The sequence below is a fragment of the Aeromonas bivalvium genome (assembly GCF_046078285.1).
Lineage (GTDB): Bacteria > Pseudomonadota > Gammaproteobacteria > Enterobacterales > Aeromonadaceae > Aeromonas > Aeromonas bivalvium.
In genome coordinates this window covers 126,456-150,508 of the sequence record NZ_JBGXBV010000004.1, presented here as the reverse complement: position 1 = coordinate 150,508, position 24,053 = coordinate 126,456, and the positions used below count along the sequence as shown (strand labels likewise).

Genomic DNA, 24,053 nt, shown 5'->3' with positions numbered 1-24,053 from the left:
TCCATGCCCTGCCAGGGGAGCCATGGTCACAAGGCGCACAAACTGCCAAAATTCCGGCGCCTTGTCAAAAACTGTCGCGCCAGAGTGTGTCCTGGCAAGCATAGTCGCAACAAGAGTATTCAATCAGATCCTTTTCTGTGGTCCGGCCTCAGGGTTCCAGCGTCTGTTTGAGGCTCGCGTAGCGGCACTCGGGAAAACGGGTGCAGGTCAGAAACTGCTTGCCGGCATAGGGGCCCTTGCGCGCCTCGCGCGCCTGCAAGGGGGCGGTGCAGCGGGGGCAGGCATGGGGTGCTGCCGCCGGTTCGGCGGAATCGGCCTCCTCTTCCCCGGGCAGGGCGCTGAAGGTGGCCAGGGGCGCCTCGTCTTGCGCGGCGAGCGGCGCGGCACTGAGCGGCCCAAGGGCTGGGTCATGCTGCGGCGCCTGCGGCGCCCGCTCGTGGCGCTTGCCCCTGACCCGCACGGCAGGGCGTGGCGACGGCCGCTCCTCCCGAACTCCGGCCCTGGGGGTCTCCTCCAGCTCGACCGATGCCAGGGCATCGGGATTGAAGGTGGGTTCGCGCCGCTCGCCCCCGGGGGAGAGCGGCGTCTCCAGGGACGCCTCCTCCTCGGCCAGCAGGGCCAGCACCCTCTCCTTGAGCTCCTCCAGATCCCCCTGCTCGCCCCCTTCCAGCACCAGCAACGGCAGGCTGGCACGCTCGCACAGGGCCATCAACCAGCGATCCCGGCTCGGCCGACGCTTGCCCTGCCCCGGCGCCAGTCGCTCCAGGGCGCAGAGCAGGGAGAGATCCTCGGGATGACAGAGCAGATAATCAAACTGCCTGTCCCCCAGGGCCTGCAGCTGCTTTTGCCACTTGCCCTTGCCGACCCCCTTGCCAGGTTGCAACACATCCTTGAGCCGGACGTGGGTAAACAGCCTGACCTCCCCCTGCAGCAGGGTCTGCAACGCATCGAATTCACGGTGGCGCTCGGGGGACATGAGTGTCTCTTGCAGGGTGCAGGAGACGACCCTGGCACGGCGGGCACGCCAGAGCAGCAGGACAAGAACCAGGGCCAGCAGGAGCAGGCCGGGCAACAGCAGGGCATTCATGGATGGAACAATCCGACAGTCATAAAGAGGGGCATAATATTACCACAGCCAGACGCGACAACCCCTATCCCTCATGCCAGCGCCACCGGGACGCGGGGCAGGCAGAAGAATTTCGGTTTTGCCCCCGCCAGGGGGTTCATCTGGCCTGCAACGGCAGGCACAATGACATGGACTCACACACAAGGAGAGCAGGATGCAAAAGCAATTGGTAGTCACCGTCATCGGCACGGACAGACCCGGCATAGTGGAAGAGCTGGCCTCCCTCATCAGCGCCCAGGGGGGTAACTGGCTGGCCAGTTCCATGAGCGAGCTGGCCGGTCAGTTTGCCGGCATCCTCCAGGTCGGCGTGGACGAGAGTCACTATCGCCCCCTGTGCGAGGCCCTCTCCCTGCTTGACGGGCTCAAGGTGAGCTTCGCCGAAGGGGTGCTCGGCGCCGAGCCGGAACGCCAGCTGATGCTGACGGTCACCGGCAACGACAGACCCGGCATAGTGCACGAGGTGGCGAGCATATTGCGCCAGCTCGGGGCCAACGTCATCGATCTGACCACGGGCTGCGAGGCCGCCCCGCACTCGGGCGCGCCCCTCTTCTATGCCCATACCCTGGTCTCCCTGCCCCAGGGCCTCGCACTCTCGACCCTGATCGAATCCCTGGAGTCCCTCTCGGACGACCTGGTGGTCGACATCGATCAAGACGCGGAAGATTGATGGGGTCGTCATTAAATTGTCATAAAAACGTCATCTAATGAGGCCCATTCACCCATGGGATGGGATAAGCAGAGGCATAGATGAGCACCGACAAGTTGTATGAAGAGAAAGAACTGAGTTGGCTCTCTTTCAACGAGAGGGTATTGCAGGAGGCGATGGACAAGACGGTACCGCTCATCGAGCGGATCCGTTTTCTCGGCATCTTCTCCTCCAACCAGGACGAGTTTTTCAAGGTGCGGGTCTCGGAGGTGAAGCGCCGCATCCTCATCAACGAGGTGCACGGCGGCGATGACGACGCCAAGGTGTTGCTGCGGGCCATCCAGCAGAAGGTGATGGCGCTGGGGGAGGCGTTTGACAACACCTACAAGGAGTTGCTGATCGCCCTGGCCCGCCACAACATCTTTCTGGTCAACGAGGGCCAGCTCTCCGAATCGATACAGCAGTGGCTGCGGGTCTTCTTCCGGGAGAAGGTGCAGCGCCACCTCATCCCCATCCTCCTCAACAAGGAGGTCAACCCGGTCAAGTTTCTCAAGGACGAATACACCTACCTGGCGGTAGAGATGAAGAAGCAGGGCCAGGTGATCCAGTACGCCCTGGTGGAGGTGCCCACCGACGATCTGCCCCGCTTCGTGCAGCTGCCCGCCGAGGGCACCCGCCGCAAGAAGCAGATCATCATCCTGGACAACATCATCCGCTTCTGTCTGGACGACCTGTTCAAGGGGTTTTTCGACTACGACGAGATAGCCGCCTACGCGGTCAAGCTGACCCGGGATGCCGAGTATGACCTCTCAGACCAGCTCGACCTCAGCCTGGTGGACAAGATGAGCGACGGCTTGAAGCAGCGACTCACCGCCATGCCGGTGCGCTTCGTCTACGAGCGGGAGATGCCGGCGGCCATGATAAGCTTCCTCAAGCTCAAGCTGCAGATCAGCTCCTACGACGCCATCATGTCCGGCGGGCGCTATCACAACTTCAAGGATTTCATCGGCTTCCCCAATGTGGGCCGGGACTATCTGGAAAACCCCAAGCTGCCGGCCCTGGAATGCCGCGACTTTGACGGCTTCGTCAACGCCTTCGATGCCATCGCCAGGCAGGACATACTGCTCTACTACCCCTATCACAAGTTCCACCACTTCACCGAGCTGGTGCGCCAGGCGGCGTTCGACCCTGCGGTCAGCGCCATTCGCATCAATATCTACCGGGTCGCCAAGAAGTCGCGCATCATCCACTCCCTCATCGATGCCGCCAACAACGGCAAGAAGGTGACCGTGGTGGTGGAGCTGCGAGCCCGCTTCGACGAGGCGGCCAACATCGACTGGGCCAACATCCTCACCGATGCCGGGGTCAAGGTGGTGTTCGGGGTGCCCAGCCTCAAGATCCACTCCAAGCTCTGCCTCATCACCCGGCTCGAGCAGGGGGAAGCGGTGCGCTACGCCCATATCGGCACAGGCAACTTCAACGAGAAGACCGCCAAGATCTACACCGACTTCTCCCTGCTGACCCGCAACCCGGACATCACCGCCGAGGTGGAGGGGGTGTTCGAGTACATCGAATATCCGTATCGGCGCTACAAGTTCAACCATCTGCTGGTCTCCCCCATCAACAGCCGACGCCAGCTCTACCGGCTGATTGACAACGAGCTGGCCAACGCCAAGGCGGGCCAGCCCAGCGGGATCACCCTCAAGATCAACAACCTGGTGGACAGAGACCTCATCAATCGCCTCTATGCCGCCGGCCAGGCCGGGGTGCCCATCCAGATGATAGTGCGCGGCATGTGCGCCCTGCGTCCCGGGGTGCCGGGCCTCAGTGACAACATCCGGGTCATCAGCATCATAGACCGCTTCCTCGAGCACCCCAGGGTCATGGTGTTCCACAACAAGGGCAATGTGCAGCTCTACATCTCCAGCGCCGACTGGATGAGCCGCAACATCGACGGCCGCATCGAGGTGGCCACCCCCGTCTATGACGAACGGCTCAAGCAACGCATCCTCGACATCCTCGATCTGCAGCTGAGCGACACCTGCAAGGCGCGGGTCATCGATGCCGAGCAGCAGAACGAGTACGTGAAACGGGGCAATCGCCGCAAGATCCGCTCCCAGGTCGCGATTTACGACTACCTCAAACGCATCGAGTCAGACCCCCATGGACACTAGCCTCTACGCCGCCGTCGATCTCGGCTCCAACAGCTTTCATATGGTGATCGCCCGTCTCACCGACGGGCGCATGCAGATCATCGACCGGATCAAGGAGCGGGTCAGGCTGGCGGAGGGCATGGACGAGGGGCGCAACATGTCGCCCCAGGCCATGGCGCGGGGCCTCGACTGCCTCGCCCTGTTCGCCGAGCGGCTCACCAACATCAAGCCGGATCAGATCCGCATCGCCGGCACCTATACCTTGCGCCGGGCCAGCAACGCCCGCGACTTCGTGCGCGAGGCGGCCAAGGTGCTCAACCATCCCATCGAGATCATCAGCGGCCAGGAGGAGGCGCGCCTCATCTATCAGGGAGTGGCCCACACCCAGCACCTGGAGGGACGGGTGCTGGTGGTGGACATAGGCGGCGGCAGCACCGAGCTCATCATCGGCGAGGGGTTCTCCCCCCTGGCCCTCACCAGCCGCAAGATGGGCTGCGTCAGCTTCACCCAGCAGTTCTTCCCCGCCGGCAGGCTGGGGCCATCCCAGTTCGAGGCGGCCGTGCTGGCGGCCCGCCACCAGCTCGACCCGGTGCGGGAGCAGTACCGCACTCTGGGCTGGCAGAGTTGCCTCGGCAGCTCGGGCTCCATTCGCACCGTTCATGACGTCCTGGTGCAGGAGGGACTGACCGAGGGGGGCATCACCCGGGAGGCGCTGGCGCGCCTGAGCGGGCGCATCCTCGGCCACAAGAAGGTGAGCGCCCTCAGGTTCGATGGCCTGCCCAGCGAGCGCCAGGAGGTGTTCGTCGCCGCCGTCGCCATCCTGACCGCCCTGTTCGACGCCTTGCCCATCGAGCGAATGGATTACTCCGATGGCGCCCTGCGCGAGGGGCTGCTCTACGAGTTCGAGGAGCGGCTGCAGCACCACGACATTCGCGAGCGCACCGCCCTGGCCCTGGCGAGCCACTACCGCATCGATGGCCGTCAGGCGGCCCGGGTCGAGGCCAGCGCCCTCGCCCTGTTCGATCTGCTGGCCCCCGACTGGCAGCTCGAAGCCGATCCCTATCGCGCCATCTTGCGCTGGGCCGCCCAGCTGCACGAAATAGGCCTGGCCATCAACTACGGCGGCATCCATCGCCACTCGGCCTATATCCTGGCCAACACCGATCTGCCCGGCTTCAACCAGGATGATCAGAGCCTGCTGGCGGCCCTGGTCCGCTTCCATCGCAAGTCCCTCAAGCTGGGGGATCTGCCCCCCCTGCCCAACCATGACCAGCAGGCGGTGCTGCGCTGCATCCGCATCCTGCGCCTGGCGGTGGCCGCCAACCACAGGCGCCTCGATGGACTGCTGCCCCCCTGGCAGGCCAGGGCCCGGGGAGAGGGCCTCACCCTCACCCTGCCCGCCCCCTGGTGCGAGGAGAATCGCCTGCTGATGCAGAACCTGGAAAAGGAGCAGGCCTACTGCGCCGAGCAGGGCTGGCGGCTCGACTTTCAGCTCTCCTGACGCGCCGCCATGACGACACAAGGCAGCCCCTGGGCTGCCTTGTGTCGTTGCTTGCCGTCCGTCAGTTGAGTTCGGGCAGGATCAGCTTGGCAATCTCGAAGTAGATGATGAGGCCGGTGCCATCCACCAGGGTGGAGATGAAGGGGGCCGACACCACCGCCGGATCCATCCGAAGGCGGCGCAGCAGCAAGGGGATGATGGAGGCGACGATGGCGCTCCACAGCACGATGGCGATGATGGTGAGGGTCACCACCAGGCCCACCTCCATGCCGACCCCCAGGCTCCAGGCCCGTACCCAGGCCGCCAGGGCGATGGCCGCCGACACCAGCATGGCGGTGGAGATCTCCTTGCGCAGCACTGTGCCGAGATTGCGCAGGGAGACCTCCCCCACCGCCATGGCCCGCACCAGGGTGGTGGTGATCTGGGTGCCGCTGTTGCCGCCGGTGCCGATCAGGAGCGGAATGAAGAAGGCCAGGGCGATGGCCGCCTCCAGCTGCTCCTCGAATGCCCGCAGCACAGTGCCCGTGTAGGCCTCGGCCACGAACAGGATCAGCAGCCAGGCGATGCGCTTGCGCCACAGCTGCCAGGGGGTCGCGTGCAGATAGGGGATCTCGAGGGGGGACGAGCCCCCCTGCAACTCGGCATCCTCGGTGGATTCGAGCTCCAGAATGTCGGCGGCATCATCCAGGTGGAAGATGCCAAGCAGACGACCATCGCACTCCACCGGCAGGGAGAGCAGGTCTCGCTCCACCAGAATGCGGGCCGCCAGCTCCTGATCCATGCGGACGTCGAGGCGAATGAGATCGGACTCCATCAGCTCGCCGACCCTCTGCTCGGGATCGGCCACCAGCAGCGCCTTGAGGGAGAGGGCGCCGAGCAGCCTCCCCGCCTCGTTCACCACATAGATATCCTGAAACACCTCGGCATTGTCCCAGGCATCATGGGTGCGCTGCCGGGCGCGGGCGATGGACTCCTCCCCCTTGAGGGTGAAGAAATCGTGGCGCATATGGGCCCCGACCGACTCGCTCGGCCAGCGCAGCAAGCCCTCGAGCTGGGTGGCCACCGCCTGGGGCAGGTTCGCCATCAGGGTGGCGCGATCCCGCTTGCCGAGGCTGCGCACCATGGCCAGCAGATCCCGGCGTGCCACCCCGGCCTGCACCAGGGCGAGCACGCTCGGGTGCAGGCGCAGCAGGAGCCGGGCACAACAAGGGGTGGCGAGCAGGGCGAGCAGACGGGCGCTGCTCGGGCCCAGGGTGTCGAACAGGCAGTTGAGCTCTTCCTGGCGCAGGGCGAGCAGTTGATCGGCCCGCGCATCCGGGGCCAGCTCGTTGTCGAGCCAGGCTTCCAGGCTCGGCAGATCGAGCAGTTGATGGCGGTTCAGTAACAGGTGTGTTTTCTTCATCACGAATGAGCCTCTGTGATCCCGGCGTACCGGGCTATCCCGTCGCGGGATGGGCAGACAAGAAAACAGCAATTGATGGACGAGATATCGGCAGGAAATGACGCCGTTCGGCGTGTCATCATCCCCACGTGCCAGCTTTAGCACTGCATAACGTATCCGGCATGCCGGAAGCCACTTGGGTTGACACCTTAATCCGATGAAAACTGTCCTGATCCTGGGCGTCTCTCGACGTCGTGAGATCAGTGGCCTGTGTTTATGCAGGAGCCTCGCCTAACGAGATGCTGCGAACAGACAGGCCGGTGTCATGCACCGGCCTGCTCGAGAATGGTCGGCCAGAGCCGGCCTGGAGTCAAACGATATGAGCCTTTATTAACAATCCCTTACAACTCCGCCTTGGCCGGGGGTCAGCGGATGTAGTCAAACAGGGTCAGCTTGCTGATGTTGCTGAACGCCTGCTGGGAGGCGCTCATGGCGGCGTTCTCCTTGGAGAGGGCGGAGATCACCTCATAGAGATCGATCTCCGAAACCTTGGCCCTGGCCTGCTGGTTGAGGGTGTCGAGCCCGGTGTTGGAACTCATCACCTGCTCCAGGCTGTTCATCCGCCCCCCCAGGCTGCCAATCCCGGTATCCACCCGCTGACGGGCATTGCCGAGGTGGATCTGGGCATCTTGCGCCTTCAGTTGAAAATCCCCATTGGAGAGGCTGGGGTCGCGCAGGGCATCGATGAAATCGGAGATGCCGTTGAGTATGTTGTCATTTTTCGGCTTGTCGAGGGAGAACTCCTGCACCGTGCCCGCCACCTGATCCAGGCTGAGGGTGAGGCCGTTGAAGTTGATCTCTCCCCCCGCCACATAGTCGCCATTTTGCAGTACAGTACCGCCCGGGTCCGTGATCTGGTAGCTGTCCGGCGTCCCCGCCACCGTGGTGACCGTGTACTTGTTGCTGGCCAGGGCGCTGTCGTAGCGGGTGCGGTAGAAGTTGTCAAACTGGCCCTGATCGCTCACCTTGACCTGGATGTTGGCCGTGTCAGCGCTGGCGGTTCGCCGGGTCGGTATCGTCTCGAACAGATCCTGACCCGAGTCGTTGGCGGGGATGCGCACCGTGGGGGAGACCTGGATCTCCCGCTGGCCCGTGTCCCCCTGGAACGCATAGTTGCCGTCGACGTCCTTCACGAACGGCTGGTTCTTGCTCTGGTTACCGCCGAAGATGTACTCCCCCTGGGAATTCCGGCTGTTCATCAGGTCGAACATCTGCTGCTGCAGCCCTTCCAGCTCCTTGGCCACCGACTCCCGATCCGCCTGGCTCAGGGCGGAATCGTTGGATTTTTGCATCAGGGTCTGGGCGCTGAGCATGGCCTCGTTGATGGAGGTGAGTATGGTCTCCTCATGGCCCAGGCTGTTCTCCAGCAGGCTGCCGTTGACGCTGTACTGCTGGAACAGGTCGATCTCCTTGGTCAGCGCCATCTTCTGGCCCATGCCGGAGGGATCCTGGCCCGCGGTCTTGAACTTGTTGCCGGAATAGAGCTGCTCGTAGGCGGTATTTTGCCGCTCCGTCGCCGCGCTCAGGGAGGAGAGCCCCCGGTTGTACATCATGTTGGTGGTGATACGCATGGCTTACCTCACGGATGACAACAGGGTGTCGAAGATGGTTTTGGCGGTGGTCACCACCTGGGCCGAGGCGGCATAGGCCTGCTGGAAGCGAATGAGATTGCCCGCCTCCTCGTCCAGGCTGACCCCGGAGACACTCTCGAATATCTCGCTGCTCTGTTGCAGCTTGCCCTTGTTGGCCAGCATCTCGGTATTGGCCTGGCTGGTCTTGTTGCCCAGAGCGACCACCAGCCCTGTGTAGGCCTCGTTGAGGGTCATCTTGTCGTTGCCGCTGGCGGCGCTGCTGCTCTTGCGCACCAGATCCTTGTTCTGCAGCTCGGCCAGGGCCAGGCCGTTGGCGTTGTCGGAGAAACCGTTCTGGTTGTAGCTCAGGGTAAAGCTGTCATTGGCGGCAACCTGGCCCGTGATGCTGAATTCGTAGCCGGGGTCATTGCCGGGATCCCCATAGACCTTGGGACCGCCGAGGGGGTTTTCGAGGGCGGCCATCAGGTTCTGGCCCTTGCTGCTGGCGGGGGCCACCCCGATCAGGGTGGTGCCGTCGCTGCCATAGACCTCGTAGTTGCCGCTGGCGTCTATCTTGACCACCTGCGGTGCATTCGGATCCAGGCTGTTGCTGGCAAAGCCCGAGCCCGCCCCCGTGTTGCCGATGGCGCCGAGGGCGATGGTGGCCGAGCCATGGTTCTGGCTGCTCTTGTCGGCCTTGAGCGGGGAGGCCAGCGCCAGATCCTCGGCGCGGTTGATCAGCTTCTCCAGACCCGCGGCCGCCTGCTTGGTCGGCTGCAGCAGGATCTTGTCCCCCGCCGCCGGAGTGCCGGAGAGATCCAGGGAGATGCCGTGTCCCGGTACCTCGAAGGCGCTGACGGGCACAGTGTTGCCGGTGGCGACCGAGGTGCGCTTGCCGTCGACGCCGATGGCAAACACCTCAAAATCGGTGGCGCTGCTGAAACTCACCTCGTAATCGAGGGCGGTCACCTCGCTCCCCTTGCCGGGAATGAAGTTGACCGTGGTCGCCCCCGTGCCGCTGTTATTGCCATAGGGCAGCCCCTCGCTGCTGGGCAGGGAGAAGAGATCCCCTCCCAGTTCGTTGTCGAGATCCATCCCCAGCCGGTTCTGCTGGTTCATGGCATCCCCCAGGGCAACCGCCAGCTGACCCAGCTCGCGCTTGGTGGGCTCCAGATCGCGGCGGGCGGCGAACAGGCCGCCCAGGCCGCCCCCCAGGGTCTTGTTGTCTATGCTGGTCTGACTCTTGCCCAGGCTGAGTTGCAGCTCCTTGTCCCTGGAATCGGGATCCCCGGGGACGACGCTGAACTGGGCGACCGAGCCATCGAGCACCAGGGAGTGACCCGTGCTCATGTTGACCAGGACGCTGCCGTTGGGCTGGGTGACGGTGCGGATGTCCATCTTGGCGGCGAGCTGGGCGATGGCGTCGTCGCGCTGATCGTAGAGCATCAGGTTCTCTTCCGCCGTGCCCTGGGTACGCACTATGGCCTTGTTGATCTCGTTGATGTTGTTCAGCAGGCTGTTGACATGCTTGGTCTCGTCGTCGATGCGATCGTTGATGACGTCGCTCTGCTTGTCGAACTGGGACGAGAGGGTGTGAAAGCGATTCACCATGCTGGTGAGCTCGGTGAGGGTGCTGGCGCGCGACCCCAGATCCGCCGGCGATTCGTTGGCGGTGTGGAATCCCTTGAAGTAGGCGGTAATGGCGGTGCCGACGCTGTTGCTGGTGTCCCCCAGCAGGCTGTCCACGGTGGAGAGTTGCTCGAAGCGCATGGAGGAGGCGCTGAAGGCGGAGGTATCCCGGCGCAGTTCGCCCTGGGCATACTGGTTGATCACCCGCTCGCTCATGCTCTCGCCGGTGCCAAAGCTGATGGCATTGGTGTAGATCAGGGTGCGTTCACGCACATAGCCCTGGCTGTTGACGTTGACGATGTTGTTGCTGGTGGTCTGCAGCAGCTTCTGATGCGCCAGCACCCCAGATGTTCCTATCCCAAGCAGATCGCTTGCCATGCTTTACAGCTCCGTCTCTGTGTACTGGGCAATGGGCCCACTGCGCAATACCTGTTTCAATTTACTGGCGTACTGGGGGTCGGTGGCGTATCCGGCCTGCTGCAGCGCCTCGAAGTAACGATCCGGGCTGTCCACCTTGGCCAGGGCCCCCTTGTAACGGCTCCCTGACGTCAGGAAGTCGACATAGTCATTGAAGCTCTCTTCAAACGATCCATAGGAGCGAAACGCCGCCTTCTGGCGCGAGGCCACCCCTTGCTCGTACTCCAGGGTGCTGACTACGGCCTTGTCACCCTGCCAGCGCGGATCCGCCTTGATGCCAAACAGGTTATGGCTCATCTGGCCGTCACCATCCTTGATGACCCGCTTGCCCCAGCCGCTCTCCAGAGCCGCCTGGGCCACCAGCACCGCCGGGCTCAGTCCCAGCTTGTCGGCCGCCTTCCTGGCCAGGGGCATCAGCTTGCTGACGAAGTCACTCGGTGACTCGAAGGCGGTGATGGCCCCGCCAGCCTGGCTGCCCTGCTCCGCTTTGGGCCCCATGGGGGGCACACTGCGGGCCCGCCTGCCTGCCGTCTGCTCGGTCAGGGCCGTCTCATTCATCTCCTTCTCAGCAAAATCCTTGCCAACTTTGGAGGCTTCAATCAGGCCATGTTCGCCGGGGGCCGGGGCCACATAGGGCTTGTAGACCCGCTCGGTGCGCTGGGGCAGCTTGAGGACGCGGCCATCCTCGTGCTTGAAGCTGTCGGGGGAGAACTGCTTGACCACCATGTCGGCCAGCCCCAGTCCCCCCTTGCCGGACATGTCCGACACCCGCTGCTGGTCGAGCATACCCTCGTAGAACTGGGTGTAGCTGCTGCTGAAGGGGTTGTCCGCGGTCAAGGACTGGCTCGCCTCGCGCATCCCCTTGAACAGCATCTGGCTGAAGATGGACTCGAACTGGCGGGCCGCCGACTGGAGCGCCTGTTGCTTGCCCTCCTTGCTCATGCTCATCTGGCGCAGCTTGTCCAGGTTCTGGATATCCTGCACCATGCCCAGATCCACGCCTTTATTGTCGATATTCGCCATCTTGCCTACCTTCTTTGCCGCCTGTGGCAACCCCTTGCCGGGTGACCCTGCCTGTTTGCCCACTACATGACCGACTGCCTGCCACCCTTTACAGAATGACCAGCTGACCCTCGATGGCTCCTGTCCGATACCGCAGCAGGGCCATCGCCTGGCTCAACCCGGTGCCATTTACAGAATGACCAGCTGACCCTCGATGGCTCCTGTCCGATACCACAGCAGGGCCATCGCCTGGCTCAACCCGGTGCCACTTACAAAATGACCAGCTGACCCTCGATGGCTCCTGCCTGCTGCAGGGCCTCGAGGATGGCCATCAGATCCCCCGGGGCTATGCCCACCTGATTCACCGCCCGCACCAGATCGTCCAGGGTGGCGCCGGTGTCGAGCTTGAACATGCGCCCGTCTTCCTGCTGCACATTGATGGTGGAGTTGTTGGTGACCGCGGTATCCCCGCCCGCCAGGGGGTTGGGCTGCGAGACCTGCTGGTTCTCGGCGATGGTCACCGTCAGGCCGCCGTGGCTGATGGCCGCGGGTTTGAGCCTGACCTGGCTGCCGATGACGATGGTGCCGGTACGGGAGTTGACGATGATCTTGGCCGCCTCGGCGCCCGGATCCACCTCCAGGTTCTCTATGGTGGCGAGATAGGCGACCCGTTGACCCGGATCCCGCGGGGCGAACACCTTGACCGAGGTGGCATCCAGCGCCTGGGCCGTGTTGGGGCCCACCAGGTTGTTGATGGAGTCCGCCAGACGGCGCGCCGTGGTGAAGTCGGAACGGTTGAGGTTGAAGGTGATGGTGTCTCCCTGGCTGAAGGAGTTGGGCACCTCGCGCTCCACGGTGGCGCCATTGGCGATGCGACCCACGGTCGGGGTATTGATCACCACCTTGGAGCCATCCGCCCCCTCGGCCCCCAGGCCGCCGACCACCAGGCTGCCCTGAGCCACCGCATAGACCCGGCCATCGAGCCCCTTGAGGAAGGTCTGCAGCAGGGTGCCGCCTCGCAGGCTCTTGGCCTCACCGATGGCGGACACCGTCACGTCTATGGTCTGGCCCGGCTTGGAAAAGGGGGGCAGATCGGCGTGAATGGCCACCGGCGCCACGTCCTTGATCTTGGGCTTGATGTTGTCCGGCACCTTGATGCCGAAGTTGTTGAGCATGGTGCGGAAGGTCTGCTCGGTGAAGGCGTTGTTCTTCTCGCCTGTGCCGGGCAGGCCCACTACCAGGCCGTAGCCCAGCAGCTGGTTGCTGCGCACCCCTTCCACCGAGCTGATGTCCTTGATGCGGGCGGCGCTGGCCGTCTGGGGCAGCAGGGTGAAGAGGCAGCACAGGCACAATACGCTGAGTCGTTTCATGGGAAGTCCTAGCACTAGAGCGGCCACCAGGGACCATTGAAGAAGCTGGTCAGCCAGCCCTGCTCCTGGGTATTGGCCAGATCCCCGGTACCACCGTAGTGGATGCGGGCGTTGGCCACCTTCTGGGAGGAGACAGTGTTGTCCGAGGTGACATCTTCGGGGCGGATGAGACCCGTGATGCGGATGTATTCGTTACCGTTGTTGAGCATGATCCACTTCTCGCCGCGCACCACCAGGTTGCCGTTGGTGAGCACCTTGGCCACGCTGACCGAGATGCTGCCCTGCAGGCTGTTGCTCTGATCCGCCTTGGCCTGCCCCTTGAATGCGCTGTCCTGGCCGATGGAGGCAGACATGTTGTAGGCACCGGCCGTGATGGGCACGCCCCCCAGGCTCACCGGATCCAGGTTGAACTTGTTGTCCTTGCCGGTCTGGGTGTTGGCCTTCTTGGAGGCGGAGGTGGATTCCGCCAGCTCTATGGTGATGATGTCGCCGACCTTGTGGGCCTTGATGTCCGAATAGATGCCATTGACCTGATCGGGCTGGAAGATGGCGCCGGTCGGTCGCACCGAGACCGGCTCGGACTCGCCATAGACGGGGGCGAAATCAGGGTCGTCCGGCTTGGCGGTATTGAGGGTGCTGGTACAGCCCCCCAGCGCCAGCAGACTCAGCATCCAGATGGTTTTCATCATGAGACTCCCGTTACAGCCGCTGGGTCAGGTAGGACATCATGGAGTCCACCGCCGAGATCACCTTGGAGTTCATCTCATAGACCCGCTGGGCCTGAATGAGGTTGACCAGCTCTTCGGTGACGTTGACGTTGGAGACTTCCAGCATCCCCTGCTTGATCACCCCGAGGCCATCCGCCCCGGCCACCCCTTCGATGGGGGCGCCGCTCGACTGGGTCTCGAGGAACATGTTCTCCCCCATGGGTTGCAGGCCGGAGGCGTTGACGAAGTCGCTGATGTTGATCTGGCCTATCACCTGGGAGGCGCCATCCCCTTTGAGCTGGATGGAGACCTGGCCATCTTCCCCTATGGTGACGCTCTGGGCGTTCTCGGGGATCTGGATCTCCGGTTGCAGCGGGTAGCCGTTGCCCGGGGTGACGATAGTGCCCTCGTCATTGAGGGTGAACTGGCCGTTGCGGGTGTAGGCGCTGCTGCCGTCCGGCAGTTGCACCTCGAAGAAGCCGCGGCCGCTGATCATCAGGTCCAGGGAGTTCTCCGTGGTCTGCACATTGCCCTGGCTGAAGCTCTTCTGGGTGGCGACCACCTTGGCCCCCGCCCCCAGCATCAGGCCGGAGGGCAGCTCGGTATCCGCCGAGGAGCGCCCCCCCGGCTGGTTGATGTTCTGATAGAGCAAGTCTTCGAAGATGGCGCGGGATTTCTTGTAGCCAACCGTGCTGGCGTTGGCGAGGTTGTTCGAGGTGACGGCGATGTTGGTCTGCTGTGCATCCAGCCCCGTCTTGCCTATCCAAAGTGCAGGATTCATGTCTGGCTCCTAATTAGCTGATACGCAGCAGTTGGGTTTGCGCTTCGTCGTTCTCCTGGGCCGTCTTCATCATCTTGACCTGGGTTTCGAACTGACGCTGCAAGCGAATGAGGTTGGTCATCTCGTCGACCACATTGACGTTGCTCCCCTCGAGCGAGCCGGCAATCAGGCCCACCTCGGCGGAAGCGGGTTCCGGCTGACCATCCTTGCGGCGAAACAGGCCATCCTGCCCCTTCTCCACCGCATCGGCGGCCGGGCGCACCAGCTTGATACGCTGAAAGTCCTCCGGCAGGCTGGGAGCGGCCCCCTCGGGGCGACCCGTGATGGTGCCATCCCGGTTGATTTCCAGCTTCTCCAGGGGCAGCGGCAAGACGATGGGCCTGCCGGCCTCGTCCACCACATTGAGGCCAGTACTGGTCTGCAGATTGCCGGTGGCGCTCAGCTCCAGGTTGCCCATGCGGGTGAAGGCCTCGCCCCCCTTGCCGTCCTGCACCGCGATCCACCCCTGCCCGTCTACCGCCACGTCCAGATCCCGGCCCGTGGTCGTCAACATACCGTGTTGCAGGTTCTGACCGGGGCGCTCCGTCATGGCGAAGACCCGGGTCGGCAGCCCTTCGCCGAACGCCTGCATGGCGCGTGCCTGCTCGAAGTCGGACTTGAAGCCGGTGGTGTTGGCGTTGGCCAGGTTGTTGCCACGCACAGCCAGGCTGTTCATGTTCTCCTTGGCACCGGACATGGCGATATAAAGCAGGTGATCCATGGGATCCTCCGTCAAACAGATGACTCTGACAGGAAGAAAGCAATTAAGGTGCCAACAGCGTGAGCATGTTTTTAACCTATTGATATATAAAGAAAGGGCGCCAAAGCGCCCCTTGTTGAACCCATGTCGCCGCCCGTCAGCGGATCTGCAGTATGGTCTGCTGCAGCGAGCTGTTGATTTCCAGGGAACGGGAGTTCGCCTGGAAGTTGCGCTGGGCTGTGATGAGATCCACCAGCTCAGAGGTCAAATCCACGTTGGACTGCTCCAGGGCCGAGGACTTGACGGAACCGAAAGTGCCCGAGTTCGGGGTGCCCGGCAGGCCATCCCCGGAGAGCAGGGACTCGCGCCAGGAGGTATCGCCAATCTGGGTCAGCCCCTGGGGGTTGGCGAACTTGGCCATGGCCACCATGGCCACCTTGACGGTGGTGGCGTTGCTGTAGGTGGCGGAGACGATGCCGTCCGGGGTGATTTCCACCTTGGTCAGCCGGCCCACGGTCGAACCATCCTGGGTCAATTTATTGACTTCAAACGGCGACGAGTACTGGGTCACGGTACCGAACTTGATCTCTATCTCCTGAGTCGGATCGGCACCGTTGTCGATGACGCCGGCCCCCGGGGTACCCAGGGCTACCGTCTTGATGGTGGCCGGGGTGATGGTGTTGACCTTGCCATCGGCATTGAAGGTGATGTTGGCACTCAGGGGCGGCGTGGCCAGGCCCCCCGCCGGGGTGGTCGGGTTGCCACCGGCGATGTCGATGGGAGTATCCCCCTCGTACAGGTACATGCGCCAGGAGGTGGGGCTGGCCGCCTTGGTGGGATCCAGGGGGTCGGCATCCTTGACGAAATACTGGGTGATGGTGTGAGGCTCGCCCAGGGAGTCGTACGCCACCACAGAGGTGGAGGAGGAGTAGGTGGTCGAGTCCTTGGGATTGAAGGTAGCCGGGTTCACCACCTGGGGCGTGGCGGTGGAGGGCAGGTTGAAGCTGGCCTCCACCAGGGTGGTCTGCTTGGGCTCGCCGGCCCGATCCGGGATCTGGATGGGTTTGGTGGCGTTGAGGCTCACCGCCTTGGGGGTGCCGTCGGCGTTGATCTCGTACCCCTGCAGATAGCTGCCGGAATTGTTGACCATGTAGCTGTTTTCGTTGAGCTTGAAGGCACCGGCCCGGGTGTAGGTGCGATCCAGGGCATTCACGCCGTCCGAGGTGACGAAGAAGCCGTTGCCCTGGATGGCGAGATCCAGCGAGTTGTTGGTAATTTGCAGCGCACCCTGGTGGAACTGCTGCGCCACGGCCCCGGTCGCGACACCATTCCCCACCTGGGTCTTGGAGTTGACGAAGATGGAGTTGGCATAGATGTCGGCAAACTCGGCGCGGGACTCCTTGAAGCCGATGGTGTTGACGTTGGCAATGTTGTTCGCGGTGACGTTCAGGTCTTTCTGAGCCGCATTGACGCCGCTGAGGGCATTGTTGAATGACATGTCTTTCTCCTTAGATCACTGCGTTATTGGTCGCTTTGGGCGTCGAGTCTGTGGTCGACTTGCTGCCCGCACCGGCAATTTCCAATACATCGGTCAGATAGATGCCCCCCAGTCCCTTGAGCTTGAGGGTGCTGGGTGAGCTGGCCGAGCCCAGGGTGACGCTCTCGACCTGGGCGTAGGCCAACACGGGCAGGCTTTCGGATTTGCCCGCCACGGTGGCGCTGGCCTCAATCTGGTATTTGCCGCTCTTGGCCGGGTTGCCATCCTTGTCCAGGCCATCCCAGTTGAAGGCGACGTTGCCCTGATGGGCCCCCTCGATGCCGAACTCCTTGATCACCTGGCCGCTCGCGTCTTTCACCGTCACCTTGATGTTGCTGCCGCCATCCCCGGTGGCGATCACGCCATTGACCGTGCTCCCCTTCTCCAGATAGCCGGTATTGGACGGGATCAACACCTCCTGCCCCACCAGGGCCGAGGCCTGCAACGCCTGGCTCGAGGTCATCAGGCTGTTGAGGCTCTCCATCTGGGAGGAGAGACTGTTGATCCCCTCCGAGGTGGACATGGAGGTCATCTGGGACAACATCTGGGCGTTGTCCACCGGCTTGAAGGGATCCTGGTAGGAGAGCTGCATGGTGAGCAGCTTGAGAAACGACTCCTGATCCAGCTCTTTCTTCTGGGTCGTCTTGGTGGTGGAAGCGGTCTGGCTCGAGGTCGTTCGGTTGACGCCAAGCACGCTGTCATAGGTATCTGCCATTTAGGTGCCGCCCCCTGTCAGGACTTGCCGAGATTGAGGGTCTGCTGCAGCATGCGCTTGGCAGAATCGGCAATCTGGACGTTGGTTTGGTAACTGCGCGACGCGCTGATCATGTCCGCCATCTCCTCCACCATGTTGACGTTGGGCTTGAAGATGAAGCCATCCTTGTCCGCCATGGGGTGATTGGGGTTGAACTCCTTGAGCAGCGGTGCCTTGCTCTCGACGATGCCCTTCACCTCGACCCCGACCGAGCCCTGGCTGTCGCTCATGGCCTGATCGAGCTGGGCGGCAAAAACTGGCCGCCTGGCATGGTAAGTTCCTTCCACGCTGGAGCTGACGCTGTCGGCGTTGGCCATGTTGCTGGCCACGGTATTGAGCCGCACCGACTGGGCGCTCATGGCCGAGCCCGCGATGTCGAAGACCTTGAACAAACTCATTGCTGTGCTCCTTGCAAGGCCTTGAGGCCACTGGCGTTAGGATTCATGTACGGATGGAGGCGCGGCATCACTGCTCTCCTTTCAGGGCTTTGAGCAGGCCGCTTATCTTGCCGTTCATGAATTCGACCGAAGTCTGGTATTCGAGGCTGTTGCGCAAAAATTCGCTGCGCTCCTGCTGCAGATCGACGGTATTGCCGTCGCCGGTATCGGGCTGGAGCGGGTTGCGGTACTGGGTCGTGCCCGGTGCATCCATGTTCAAGGCGAAGTGACGCTCGCTGGTGGTGGCCAGACTGAACCCCTGCTGGTGCTGCTGCGCCTGGGCCATGGCATCGGCGAAGTTGATGTCCCTGGCCTTGAAGCCCGGGGTATCCGCGTTTGCTATGTTGCTGGACAGCACTTCCGCACGTTTGGCGCGCACGCTCAACGTGTATTGATGAACACCAAATGCCTTGTCGAATGAAATTGCCATAGCACACCTCCTGCTTGCTGGATTCTTAGCAAGAGGTGTGCCAAAGGAGGAAGTGAGGAGGGTTATTTGACCTTGTAAACGATGCCCGGGTTGCAGCGGATCATCTCGAACCGGTCGGTGAGACCGGCCAGGGACTCCGAGGCCCCCAGCATCAGGTAACCGCCCGGATTCAGGCTGGCGGCGAACTGGTTGAGGATCTTCGACTTCACCTCGGGGGCGAAGTAGATGAGCACGTTGCGGCAGAAGATGATGTCGAACTTGCCGAGCAGGCTGTAGCTCTCCAGCAGATTCAAGGGGCGAAACGTGGTCAATTTTCTGACACGCTCAGTCACCCGCATCCGGTTGTCGCCACAGGGTTCGAAAAACAGCTTCTTGCGCTCGGGGGAGAGCCCCCGGGCCAGCGCCAGGCTGTCGTAGACCCCCTCCTTGCACTGGTTGAGCATGGTGGTGGAGATATCCGTCCCCACTATCTGCACGCCCCCAGGCAGGGTGCCTGGCCGCTTCATCTGCTGCTCCAGCGCCGTCATGGCGATGGAGTAGGGCTCCTGGCCGGAGGAGGATGCCGCCGACCAGATCTTGATGGGACGCCCGCTCTTGCCAAGCTCGGGAAACAGCTTGTCGGTGAGCAGCTGGAAGGGATAGCCATCCCGAAACCAGAGGGTCTCATTGGTGGTCATGGCATCGACCACCGCCATCTTCAATTCCCGCTCACGCACGTTCATGGCGCGGGTCACCAGTTCAGACAGACTCTCGATGCCAAACTGAGCCATCAAGGGGGACAGGCGGCTCTTCACCAGATACTGCTTGTTGTCGCCCAGCACAATTCCGCTCTGCAGCGCCAGAAAGCTGCTGAATTGCTTATATAAGTCGTCTGACAGTGTCTTCATGTATCCACGCTTCTTGTTTTAGAGTGCGCCCTGAACGGCCTTGGCCAGCTCATCGGGCTGAAACTTGGCGATGAAATTGTTCGCCCCGACTTTCTGCACCATGGCCTGGTTGAACACACCACTGAGAGAGGTGTGCAGGATAACATGTAAATCCTTCAGGCTGGGATTGTTGCGGATCTCGGCGGTGAAGGTATAGCCATCCATCTCCGGCATCTCTATGTCCGAGATGACCAGGGCAATCTGATCCTTGATGGGGCCATTCTTGGCCATCTCCAGCAACATGTTGAGGGCCTCGCGGCCATCTTTTGCCAGCACGCACTGCACACCGATGGCATCCAGCGCCCGCTGCACCTGCTTGCGCGCCACCGAGGAGTCGTCTGCCACCAGCACGGGGCGACCCTGGGTGTTGTGCTCCACGCTCGCCTGCACCAGATCCTGACTCACCTCGGTCGAGACGGGGGAGATCTCGTTGAGGATGCGTTCCACATCCAGGATCTCCACCAGCTCGCCATCCACCTCGGTGACCGCTGTCATGTAGTTGATGCGCCCCGCCCCCTTGGGAGGCGGCAGGATGGACTCCCAGTTCATGTTGATGATCCGTTCGACCGAATGGACCAGGAACCCCTGGATGGAGCGGTTGTACTCCGAAATGATGATGAAGCACTTGGAGAGATCGGCGATGGGGCGCTTACCCATGGCCATGCTGAGGTCGATCACCGAGATGGTCTGGCCGCGAATGTGCGCAACACCACGAATGCAGGAGTTGAGCTTGGGCATGACGGTCAGGGGCGGGCACTGCAACACCTCGCGCACCTTGAAGACGTTGATGCCAAATCTTTGACGTCCATTGAGCCGAAACAGCAGCAACTCCAGGCGATTTTGCCCGACCAGTTGCGTCCGTTGGTTTACCGAGTCCAGAATACCGGCCATACACACTCCCTAAAAACGTCTGGCATTAATCATGCATGAGATGCATGCGCCATGTTGGCTCGCGCCAGAGGATTGCCGACCCCAGGCGTCGGACCTGGCGCAAGCATAGTTAACATTGGTCATATACGTCATTCACTTATCGACCAGCGGACGAAAATGATTAACAGACTTTTGCTCATCTCCTTGCTCCTTGGCGGGGTCGGCTCTGTTCGAGCCAGCGACGTCAATGCCGGGCTGCAAACCCGGGCGGAAGAGTTCGTACGCGATCAGCTCTCTCTCCCCCTCGATGCCAGGGCACAGATCAGCGCCGCCAGCATAGATGAACGGCTGCAACTCAGCGCCTGCGACCAGGATCTGGAGATCAGCCTGCCCGCCAGAATGGAGATCCGCCGCAACACCACCCTCTACCTCCAGTGCCACGAGACACCGGGCTGGGATCTCTATCTGCCGGTACGGGTCAGCATCCAGAAACCCTACATCACAGTGGTGGAAGCCATCGCCAAGGGAGACATCCTCGGCCGCAACCAGCTGGTGCAGGCCTATGAGGATCAGACCCTGATCCGCGGCGACTATGTGCAAGACCTGGAGGCGCTGGTCGGCACCCGCAGCAAGCGCGAATTGAGGCCGGGTCAGCCGGTGCGCCTCAACCAGATCTGCGTGGTGTGCAAGGGAGACCAGGTCACCCTCATCGCCGAAAACAGCAGCATGCAGATCAAAACCATGGCCCGCGCCTTGCAAGATGGCAGCTTCGGCGACATGATCAAGCTCATCAATACCCGCTCCGGCAAGACGGTTCAGGGCAAGGTGAGCTCAGTCGACACCGTCATCGTCACCTTCTGACGGATTTTTTTGGGTATTTTTCCTAAAGTTCCGGCAGGTTAGACCGATAACCGGGATAAGCAGGCAGCAAAGCGAACAAGGTAACCAAGATGGCTATTAACAATATCAACAACTTGGCGGGTAACCGGGTACAAAATACCGGTAACAGCCAGAGCAGCGTGGCCAAGTCGACCAGCGGCGGACAAGACGCCCGCGCCCCCCAGGTCAAGGTCGATTCAGTCTCCCTGACCAGCGAGGCGCAACAGTTGCAACAAGTACAGAAAAACCTCAACTCGGCATCGACCGGGAATGAGAGCCGGGTGGAGAGCCTGAAGCGGGCCGTGGCCAGTGGTGACTACCAGGTCAACAGCCAGGCCGTTGCCAAGAAGATGTTCAGCCTGGAAGCCCAGCTGGAGAAAACCCTGGGATGATGGACCTGGCTGAGCTGCTGCAACGACAGCATGATCAGCTCGCCCAGATGCAGGCGTTGCTGACCGAAGAGTTCGCCCTGCTCACCCAGCGCCGAGCCCTCGAGCTGCCTCCCCTGGCCCAGCGCAAGCAACAGCTGCTTGGCGCCATCGAGGCGCTGGATGACACTCTGACCCAGCAGTCGGATCTCCCTGCCCAGCTCGCCAGCCAGCCGGATCTCATGGCCCGGATCACCGACAGCCTGGCCGCCTGCCAGCAGCAAAACGACATCAATGGCCGCCTGCTGGAGCTAAGCATGGTCGCCAATCGCCGTCTCGCCGGTTTCCTGAGCCAGCTGCGGGATCGCAACTCCCTCACCTATGATGCCAAGGGCAACACCCGCTCAGGCACCCGCTCCCCCGCCATCAAGGCCTGATCGCCGGGGCGGCGCGCCAGCCCCCTGCCCCGATCCCCGTCTCCTCGTACCGTTTGCCGACAAGCCTTCTTGCCAGATTCCCTCTCTGTGTCAGCCCCCGGCCAGTGACAGCCGCTGCAACACCCGCCCGTCCTGCGCCGCCCGCAGGCTCAGCTCGCCCCCTTCATAACAGACCAGGCTGGCGGGCAGATCGCCCCTGGGGAAGCAGATTGAACCCGGGTTGACCCGGATCCGCTCCGCTTCCCCCAGGCCGGTGCGGGTCAGCTCGGGCAGATGGGTGTGGCCGCTCAGATAGAGGCTGCCGCCAGGCAGGGGCACCTCGTCCGGCCGATAGAGATGGCCGTGGCTCATGAACCAGCGCCGTCCGTCCACCAGCAGCTGGTTGTAGGGGGCCAGCATGGGAAACGCCAGCAGCATCTGATCCACTTCCGAGTCGCAGTTGCCCCGCACCGCCAGGATCCGGCTGGCCATGGCATTGAGGCGCTCGGCCAGGGCCGCCGGCTGATAGCCTTCCGGCACCGGGTTGCGCGGGCCATGGTTGAGCAGATCCCCCAGCAACAGCAGATGGTCCGGCTGCCAGGGGGCGAGCCAGTCCATGACGCGGTCGAAGGCCGTCAGGCTGCCATGGAGATCGGAGAGGATGGCGAGTCTCATTGGTCGGCTCCCTGGGAGGTGGCGAAGTAGAGGTCCTTGCTGGCGATCGCCCCCTTGAGGTTGGCGGTGGGCAGACCCCGCAGCCGGGGATCCACCAGCCGCGTCTGATGGTAGTGGTAGAGGGGGATGACGGGGACATCCAGGGCCAGCAGCGCCTCCGCCTGCCGATAGAGCCGGACTCTGCGCTGTTCGTCCAGGGTAGCGGCAGCCCGCCCCAGCAGCTGATCATAGCGGGGGTTGCAGTAGCCGCTCTCGTTCTGCGGATCCTGGCAGCGCAGGGCATTGAGCATGGCGGAAGGATCCACATAATCTCCAAACAGGAAGGAGCGCGCCACCATGAAGTCGCCGCTGTCCTTGGCCACCTGATAGGCATCCCACCCCAGAGGTTGCAACTCCACCTCGACCCCCAGGGGTCGCCACATGTCGGCCACCGCCTGAGCCATGCGTCTGTGGTGCTCGGCGTCGTTATAGGTGAGGGTCAGGCGCAGGGGATGGGCCGCATCTATGCCCGCCTCCTTGAGCAAGCTGGCCGCCATGGCCGCACGGCTGGCGGCATTGGCGTGTGGATCAGGCAAGGCGACATAGCCAGGCATGTCCGGCAACAGACCCCAGGCAGGCCGCTCCCCCTGGCCGCTCACCGTTTCGGTCAGCCGTTGGCGATCGACAGCCAGGCTCAGGGCCTGACGCACCCGTACGTCCCGCAGCTCGGGTTTGCCCAGGTTGAAACTGTAGAGGTAAGTGCCCAGCAAGGGCTGGCCCCAGAGCCGTTCGGGATGGCTGATCCTGACCTTGTCATAATACTCCTGGGAGACCCGGTTGCTGAGCTGGAGCGTCCCCGCCTCGTAGCGCTGACGCTCCGCCTGCTGGGAGGCGAGGGGCAGGTAGCTGACCCTGTCTATCCGGCTGTGGGCGTCGTTCCAGTAGGCGGGATTGCGCTCGACCTCCAGCCGCTCCTGGGGTCGCCACGCCACGAGCCGGTAGGGGCCGTTGCTGACCAGATGGCCGGGCTGGGTCCAGCCCTTGCCATATTCGGCAATCGCTTGCCGCGGCACGGGCACGAAGGGGCGCTGGCTGATGAGCCGCAAGAAATAGGGCACGGGCCGCTCCAGGGTCACCTTGAGGATCTGATCCCCCTCGGCCATCACCCCCAGGCTTTCCATCTCCAGGGCCCCGGCATAGATGGCGCCGGCGTTGTTGATCCCGGCGGCCAGCAGCAGGCCCGCCGAGGGGGACGCCAGGGCGGGATCGAGCAGGCGACGCCAGGCGTAGACGAAGTCCTCGGCCTTGAGGGGCGTCCCGTTGGACCAGCGCAGATCGGGACGCAGGAAGAAGCGCCACTCCAGACCATCCTGGCTCTGCTCCCACCTCAGCGCCTGGGCGGGCACTATCTTGCCCTCCCCGTCTTCGCTCACCAGCCCCTCGAACAGGTCGGTCAGGATCACTTCCCCGGGAAAGCCGCTGCGGATCAGGGCCGGATCCAGGGACTCAGGCTCGGCCCCGTTGCCCCTGGTGAGGGTCTGGGGCTCGCTCGGCGCCTGGCCGGGCGACAGCTGTTCGGCAAGGGCGCCGTGACCGAAGCAGGAGCCCAGCAGCAGGCCGCACAACAGGGAGGAAACCCGGCGCCATGACGCCGGGCGGGCAAGGGGGTGACACATACGACTGACCTCTTTTCACAATG

At 62.8% G+C, this 24,053-nt stretch carries 23 protein-coding genes and 1 riboswitch; of the genes, 6 read left to right on the top strand and 17 right to left on the bottom strand.

What is annotated here, in order from left to right; translation table 11 throughout:
* Positions 1-148 precede the first annotated feature (148 nt).
* Positions 149-1,087 carry a DUF2726 domain-containing protein gene (locus tag ACEUCR_RS11720; protein WP_408790307.1) on the bottom strand — a complete coding sequence of 313 codons (939 nt, stop codon included), beginning with the start codon at positions 1,085-1,087 and terminating at the stop codon, positions 149-151.
* Positions 1,088-1,280: 193 nt separating this feature from the next.
* On the opposite strand from ACEUCR_RS11720, the gene ACEUCR_RS11715 reads away from it, so the two are divergent.
* From ACEUCR_RS11715 to ppx, 3 genes are all read left to right on the top strand, one after another.
* On the top strand, positions 1,281-1,793 hold the full coding sequence (locus tag ACEUCR_RS11715) for a glycine cleavage system protein R (protein WP_041996227.1): 513 nt from the start codon (positions 1,281-1,283) through the stop codon (positions 1,791-1,793).
* A gap of 80 nt (positions 1,794-1,873) precedes the next feature.
* Positions 1,874-3,946 carry a polyphosphate kinase 1 gene (gene ppk1 / locus ACEUCR_RS11710; protein ID WP_111872918.1) on the top strand — a complete coding sequence of 691 codons (2,073 nt, stop codon included), beginning with the start codon at positions 1,874-1,876 and terminating at the stop codon, positions 3,944-3,946.
* A complete protein-coding gene (gene ppx, locus ACEUCR_RS11705) occupies positions 3,936-5,426 on the top strand; it encodes an exopolyphosphatase (RefSeq protein WP_408790304.1) in 1,491 nt (496 codons plus the stop codon). Before ppk1 ends, ppx begins: the two co-directional genes overlap by 11 nt.
* A gap of 61 nt (positions 5,427-5,487) precedes the next feature.
* Here the strand turns inward: ppx and mgtE are convergent, their stop codons facing one another.
* The 14 genes from mgtE to ACEUCR_RS11635 all read right to left on the bottom strand — a co-directional run bounded on the left by mgtE (position 5,488) and on the right by ACEUCR_RS11635 (position 20,058).
* Complete coding sequence (gene mgtE, locus ACEUCR_RS11700; protein ID WP_408790301.1) at positions 5,488-6,828, bottom strand: magnesium transporter; 1,341 nt, start codon at positions 6,826-6,828, stop codon at positions 5,488-5,490.
* A gap of 115 nt (positions 6,829-6,943) precedes the next feature.
* A riboswitch (M-box (ykoK) riboswitch) is annotated at positions 6,944-7,113 on the bottom strand.
* A 119-nt stretch (positions 7,114-7,232) separates the two neighbouring features.
* A complete protein-coding gene (flgL, locus tag ACEUCR_RS11695) occupies positions 7,233-8,438 on the bottom strand; it encodes a flagellar hook-associated protein FlgL (protein ID WP_408790298.1) in 1,206 nt (401 codons plus the stop codon).
* Positions 8,439-8,441: 3 nt separating this feature from the next.
* Positions 8,442-10,445 carry a flagellar hook-associated protein FlgK gene (gene flgK, locus ACEUCR_RS11690; RefSeq protein WP_111872914.1) on the bottom strand — a complete coding sequence of 668 codons (2,004 nt, stop codon included), beginning with the start codon at positions 10,443-10,445 and terminating at the stop codon, positions 8,442-8,444.
* Positions 10,446-10,448: 3 nt separating this feature from the next.
* Positions 10,449-11,507: a flagellar assembly peptidoglycan hydrolase FlgJ gene (gene flgJ, locus ACEUCR_RS11685; protein WP_392444500.1), complete on the bottom strand. Its 1,059-nt coding sequence runs from the start codon at positions 11,505-11,507 to the stop codon at positions 10,449-10,451.
* A 248-nt stretch (positions 11,508-11,755) separates the two neighbouring features.
* Positions 11,756-12,856 (bottom strand): flagellar basal body P-ring protein FlgI, encoded by a 1,101-nt coding sequence (locus tag ACEUCR_RS11680; protein WP_111872912.1) that lies wholly within the window; start codon positions 12,854-12,856, stop codon positions 11,756-11,758.
* A gap of 14 nt (positions 12,857-12,870) precedes the next feature.
* The gene (flgH, locus tag ACEUCR_RS11675; RefSeq protein WP_041996208.1) at positions 12,871-13,542 is read right to left on the bottom strand and encodes a flagellar basal body L-ring protein FlgH; all 672 of its coding nucleotides are present in this window, start codon (positions 13,540-13,542) and stop codon (positions 12,871-12,873) included.
* A 13-nt stretch (positions 13,543-13,555) separates the two neighbouring features.
* Positions 13,556-14,344 carry a flagellar basal-body rod protein FlgG gene (gene flgG, locus ACEUCR_RS11670; RefSeq protein ID WP_041996206.1) on the bottom strand — a complete coding sequence of 263 codons (789 nt, stop codon included), beginning with the start codon at positions 14,342-14,344 and terminating at the stop codon, positions 13,556-13,558.
* A 13-nt stretch (positions 14,345-14,357) separates the two neighbouring features.
* Positions 14,358-15,104: a flagellar basal body rod protein FlgF gene (locus tag ACEUCR_RS11665; RefSeq protein ID WP_041996202.1), complete on the bottom strand. Its 747-nt coding sequence runs from the start codon at positions 15,102-15,104 to the stop codon at positions 14,358-14,360.
* 136 nt (positions 15,105-15,240) lie between these two features.
* Positions 15,241-16,581 carry a flagellar hook protein FlgE gene (flgE, locus tag ACEUCR_RS11660; protein ID WP_041996199.1) on the bottom strand — a complete coding sequence of 447 codons (1,341 nt, stop codon included), beginning with the start codon at positions 16,579-16,581 and terminating at the stop codon, positions 15,241-15,243.
* A gap of 10 nt (positions 16,582-16,591) precedes the next feature.
* The gene (locus ACEUCR_RS11655; protein ID WP_041996197.1) at positions 16,592-17,335 is read right to left on the bottom strand and encodes a flagellar hook assembly protein FlgD; all 744 of its coding nucleotides are present in this window, start codon (positions 17,333-17,335) and stop codon (positions 16,592-16,594) included.
* Positions 17,336-17,352: 17 nt separating this feature from the next.
* On the bottom strand, positions 17,353-17,772 hold the full coding sequence (gene flgC / locus ACEUCR_RS11650; RefSeq protein ID WP_041996194.1) for a flagellar basal body rod protein FlgC: 420 nt from the start codon (positions 17,770-17,772) through the stop codon (positions 17,353-17,355).
* Between the two features lie 67 nt (positions 17,773-17,839).
* A complete protein-coding gene (flgB, locus tag ACEUCR_RS11645; RefSeq protein ID WP_041996190.1) occupies positions 17,840-18,241 on the bottom strand; it encodes a flagellar basal body rod protein FlgB in 402 nt (133 codons plus the stop codon).
* A gap of 62 nt (positions 18,242-18,303) precedes the next feature.
* Positions 18,304-19,128, bottom strand: coding sequence for a CheR family methyltransferase (locus tag ACEUCR_RS11640; RefSeq protein WP_041996187.1), 825 nt, complete (start codon positions 19,126-19,128; stop codon positions 18,304-18,306).
* An 18-nt stretch (positions 19,129-19,146) separates the two neighbouring features.
* Positions 19,147-20,058, bottom strand: coding sequence for a chemotaxis protein CheV (locus ACEUCR_RS11635; protein ID WP_041996185.1), 912 nt, complete (start codon positions 20,056-20,058; stop codon positions 19,147-19,149).
* Positions 20,059-20,292: 234 nt separating this feature from the next.
* Here ACEUCR_RS11635 and flgA point away from each other — a divergent pair, with 234 nt between their 5' ends.
* The 3 genes from flgA to ACEUCR_RS11620 all read left to right on the top strand — a co-directional run bounded on the left by flgA (position 20,293) and on the right by ACEUCR_RS11620 (position 21,721).
* The gene (gene flgA / locus ACEUCR_RS11630) at positions 20,293-20,898 is read left to right on the top strand and encodes a flagellar basal body P-ring formation chaperone FlgA (protein ID WP_041996590.1); all 606 of its coding nucleotides are present in this window, start codon (positions 20,293-20,295) and stop codon (positions 20,896-20,898) included.
* A gap of 89 nt (positions 20,899-20,987) precedes the next feature.
* Positions 20,988-21,308 carry a flagellar biosynthesis anti-sigma factor FlgM gene (gene flgM, locus ACEUCR_RS11625; RefSeq protein ID WP_041996183.1) on the top strand — a complete coding sequence of 107 codons (321 nt, stop codon included), beginning with the start codon at positions 20,988-20,990 and terminating at the stop codon, positions 21,306-21,308.
* Positions 21,305-21,721, top strand: a complete 417-nt coding sequence (locus tag ACEUCR_RS11620; RefSeq protein ID WP_408790295.1) for a flagella synthesis protein FlgN — start codon at positions 21,305-21,307, stop codon at positions 21,719-21,721. Before flgM ends, ACEUCR_RS11620 begins: the two co-directional genes overlap by 4 nt.
* A 90-nt stretch (positions 21,722-21,811) precedes the next feature.
* On the opposite strand, the gene yfcE is transcribed toward ACEUCR_RS11620, so the two are convergent.
* Together yfcE and ACEUCR_RS11610 are read right to left on the bottom strand one after the other, a co-directional pair.
* A complete protein-coding gene (gene yfcE, locus ACEUCR_RS11615) occupies positions 21,812-22,375 on the bottom strand; it encodes a phosphodiesterase (protein WP_408790292.1) in 564 nt (187 codons plus the stop codon).
* Complete coding sequence (locus ACEUCR_RS11610; RefSeq protein WP_408790290.1) at positions 22,372-24,030, bottom strand: peptide ABC transporter substrate-binding protein; 1,659 nt, start codon at positions 24,028-24,030, stop codon at positions 22,372-22,374. Before ACEUCR_RS11610 ends, yfcE begins: the two co-directional genes overlap by 4 nt.
* Between the last annotated feature and the right edge of the window lie 23 nt (positions 24,031-24,053).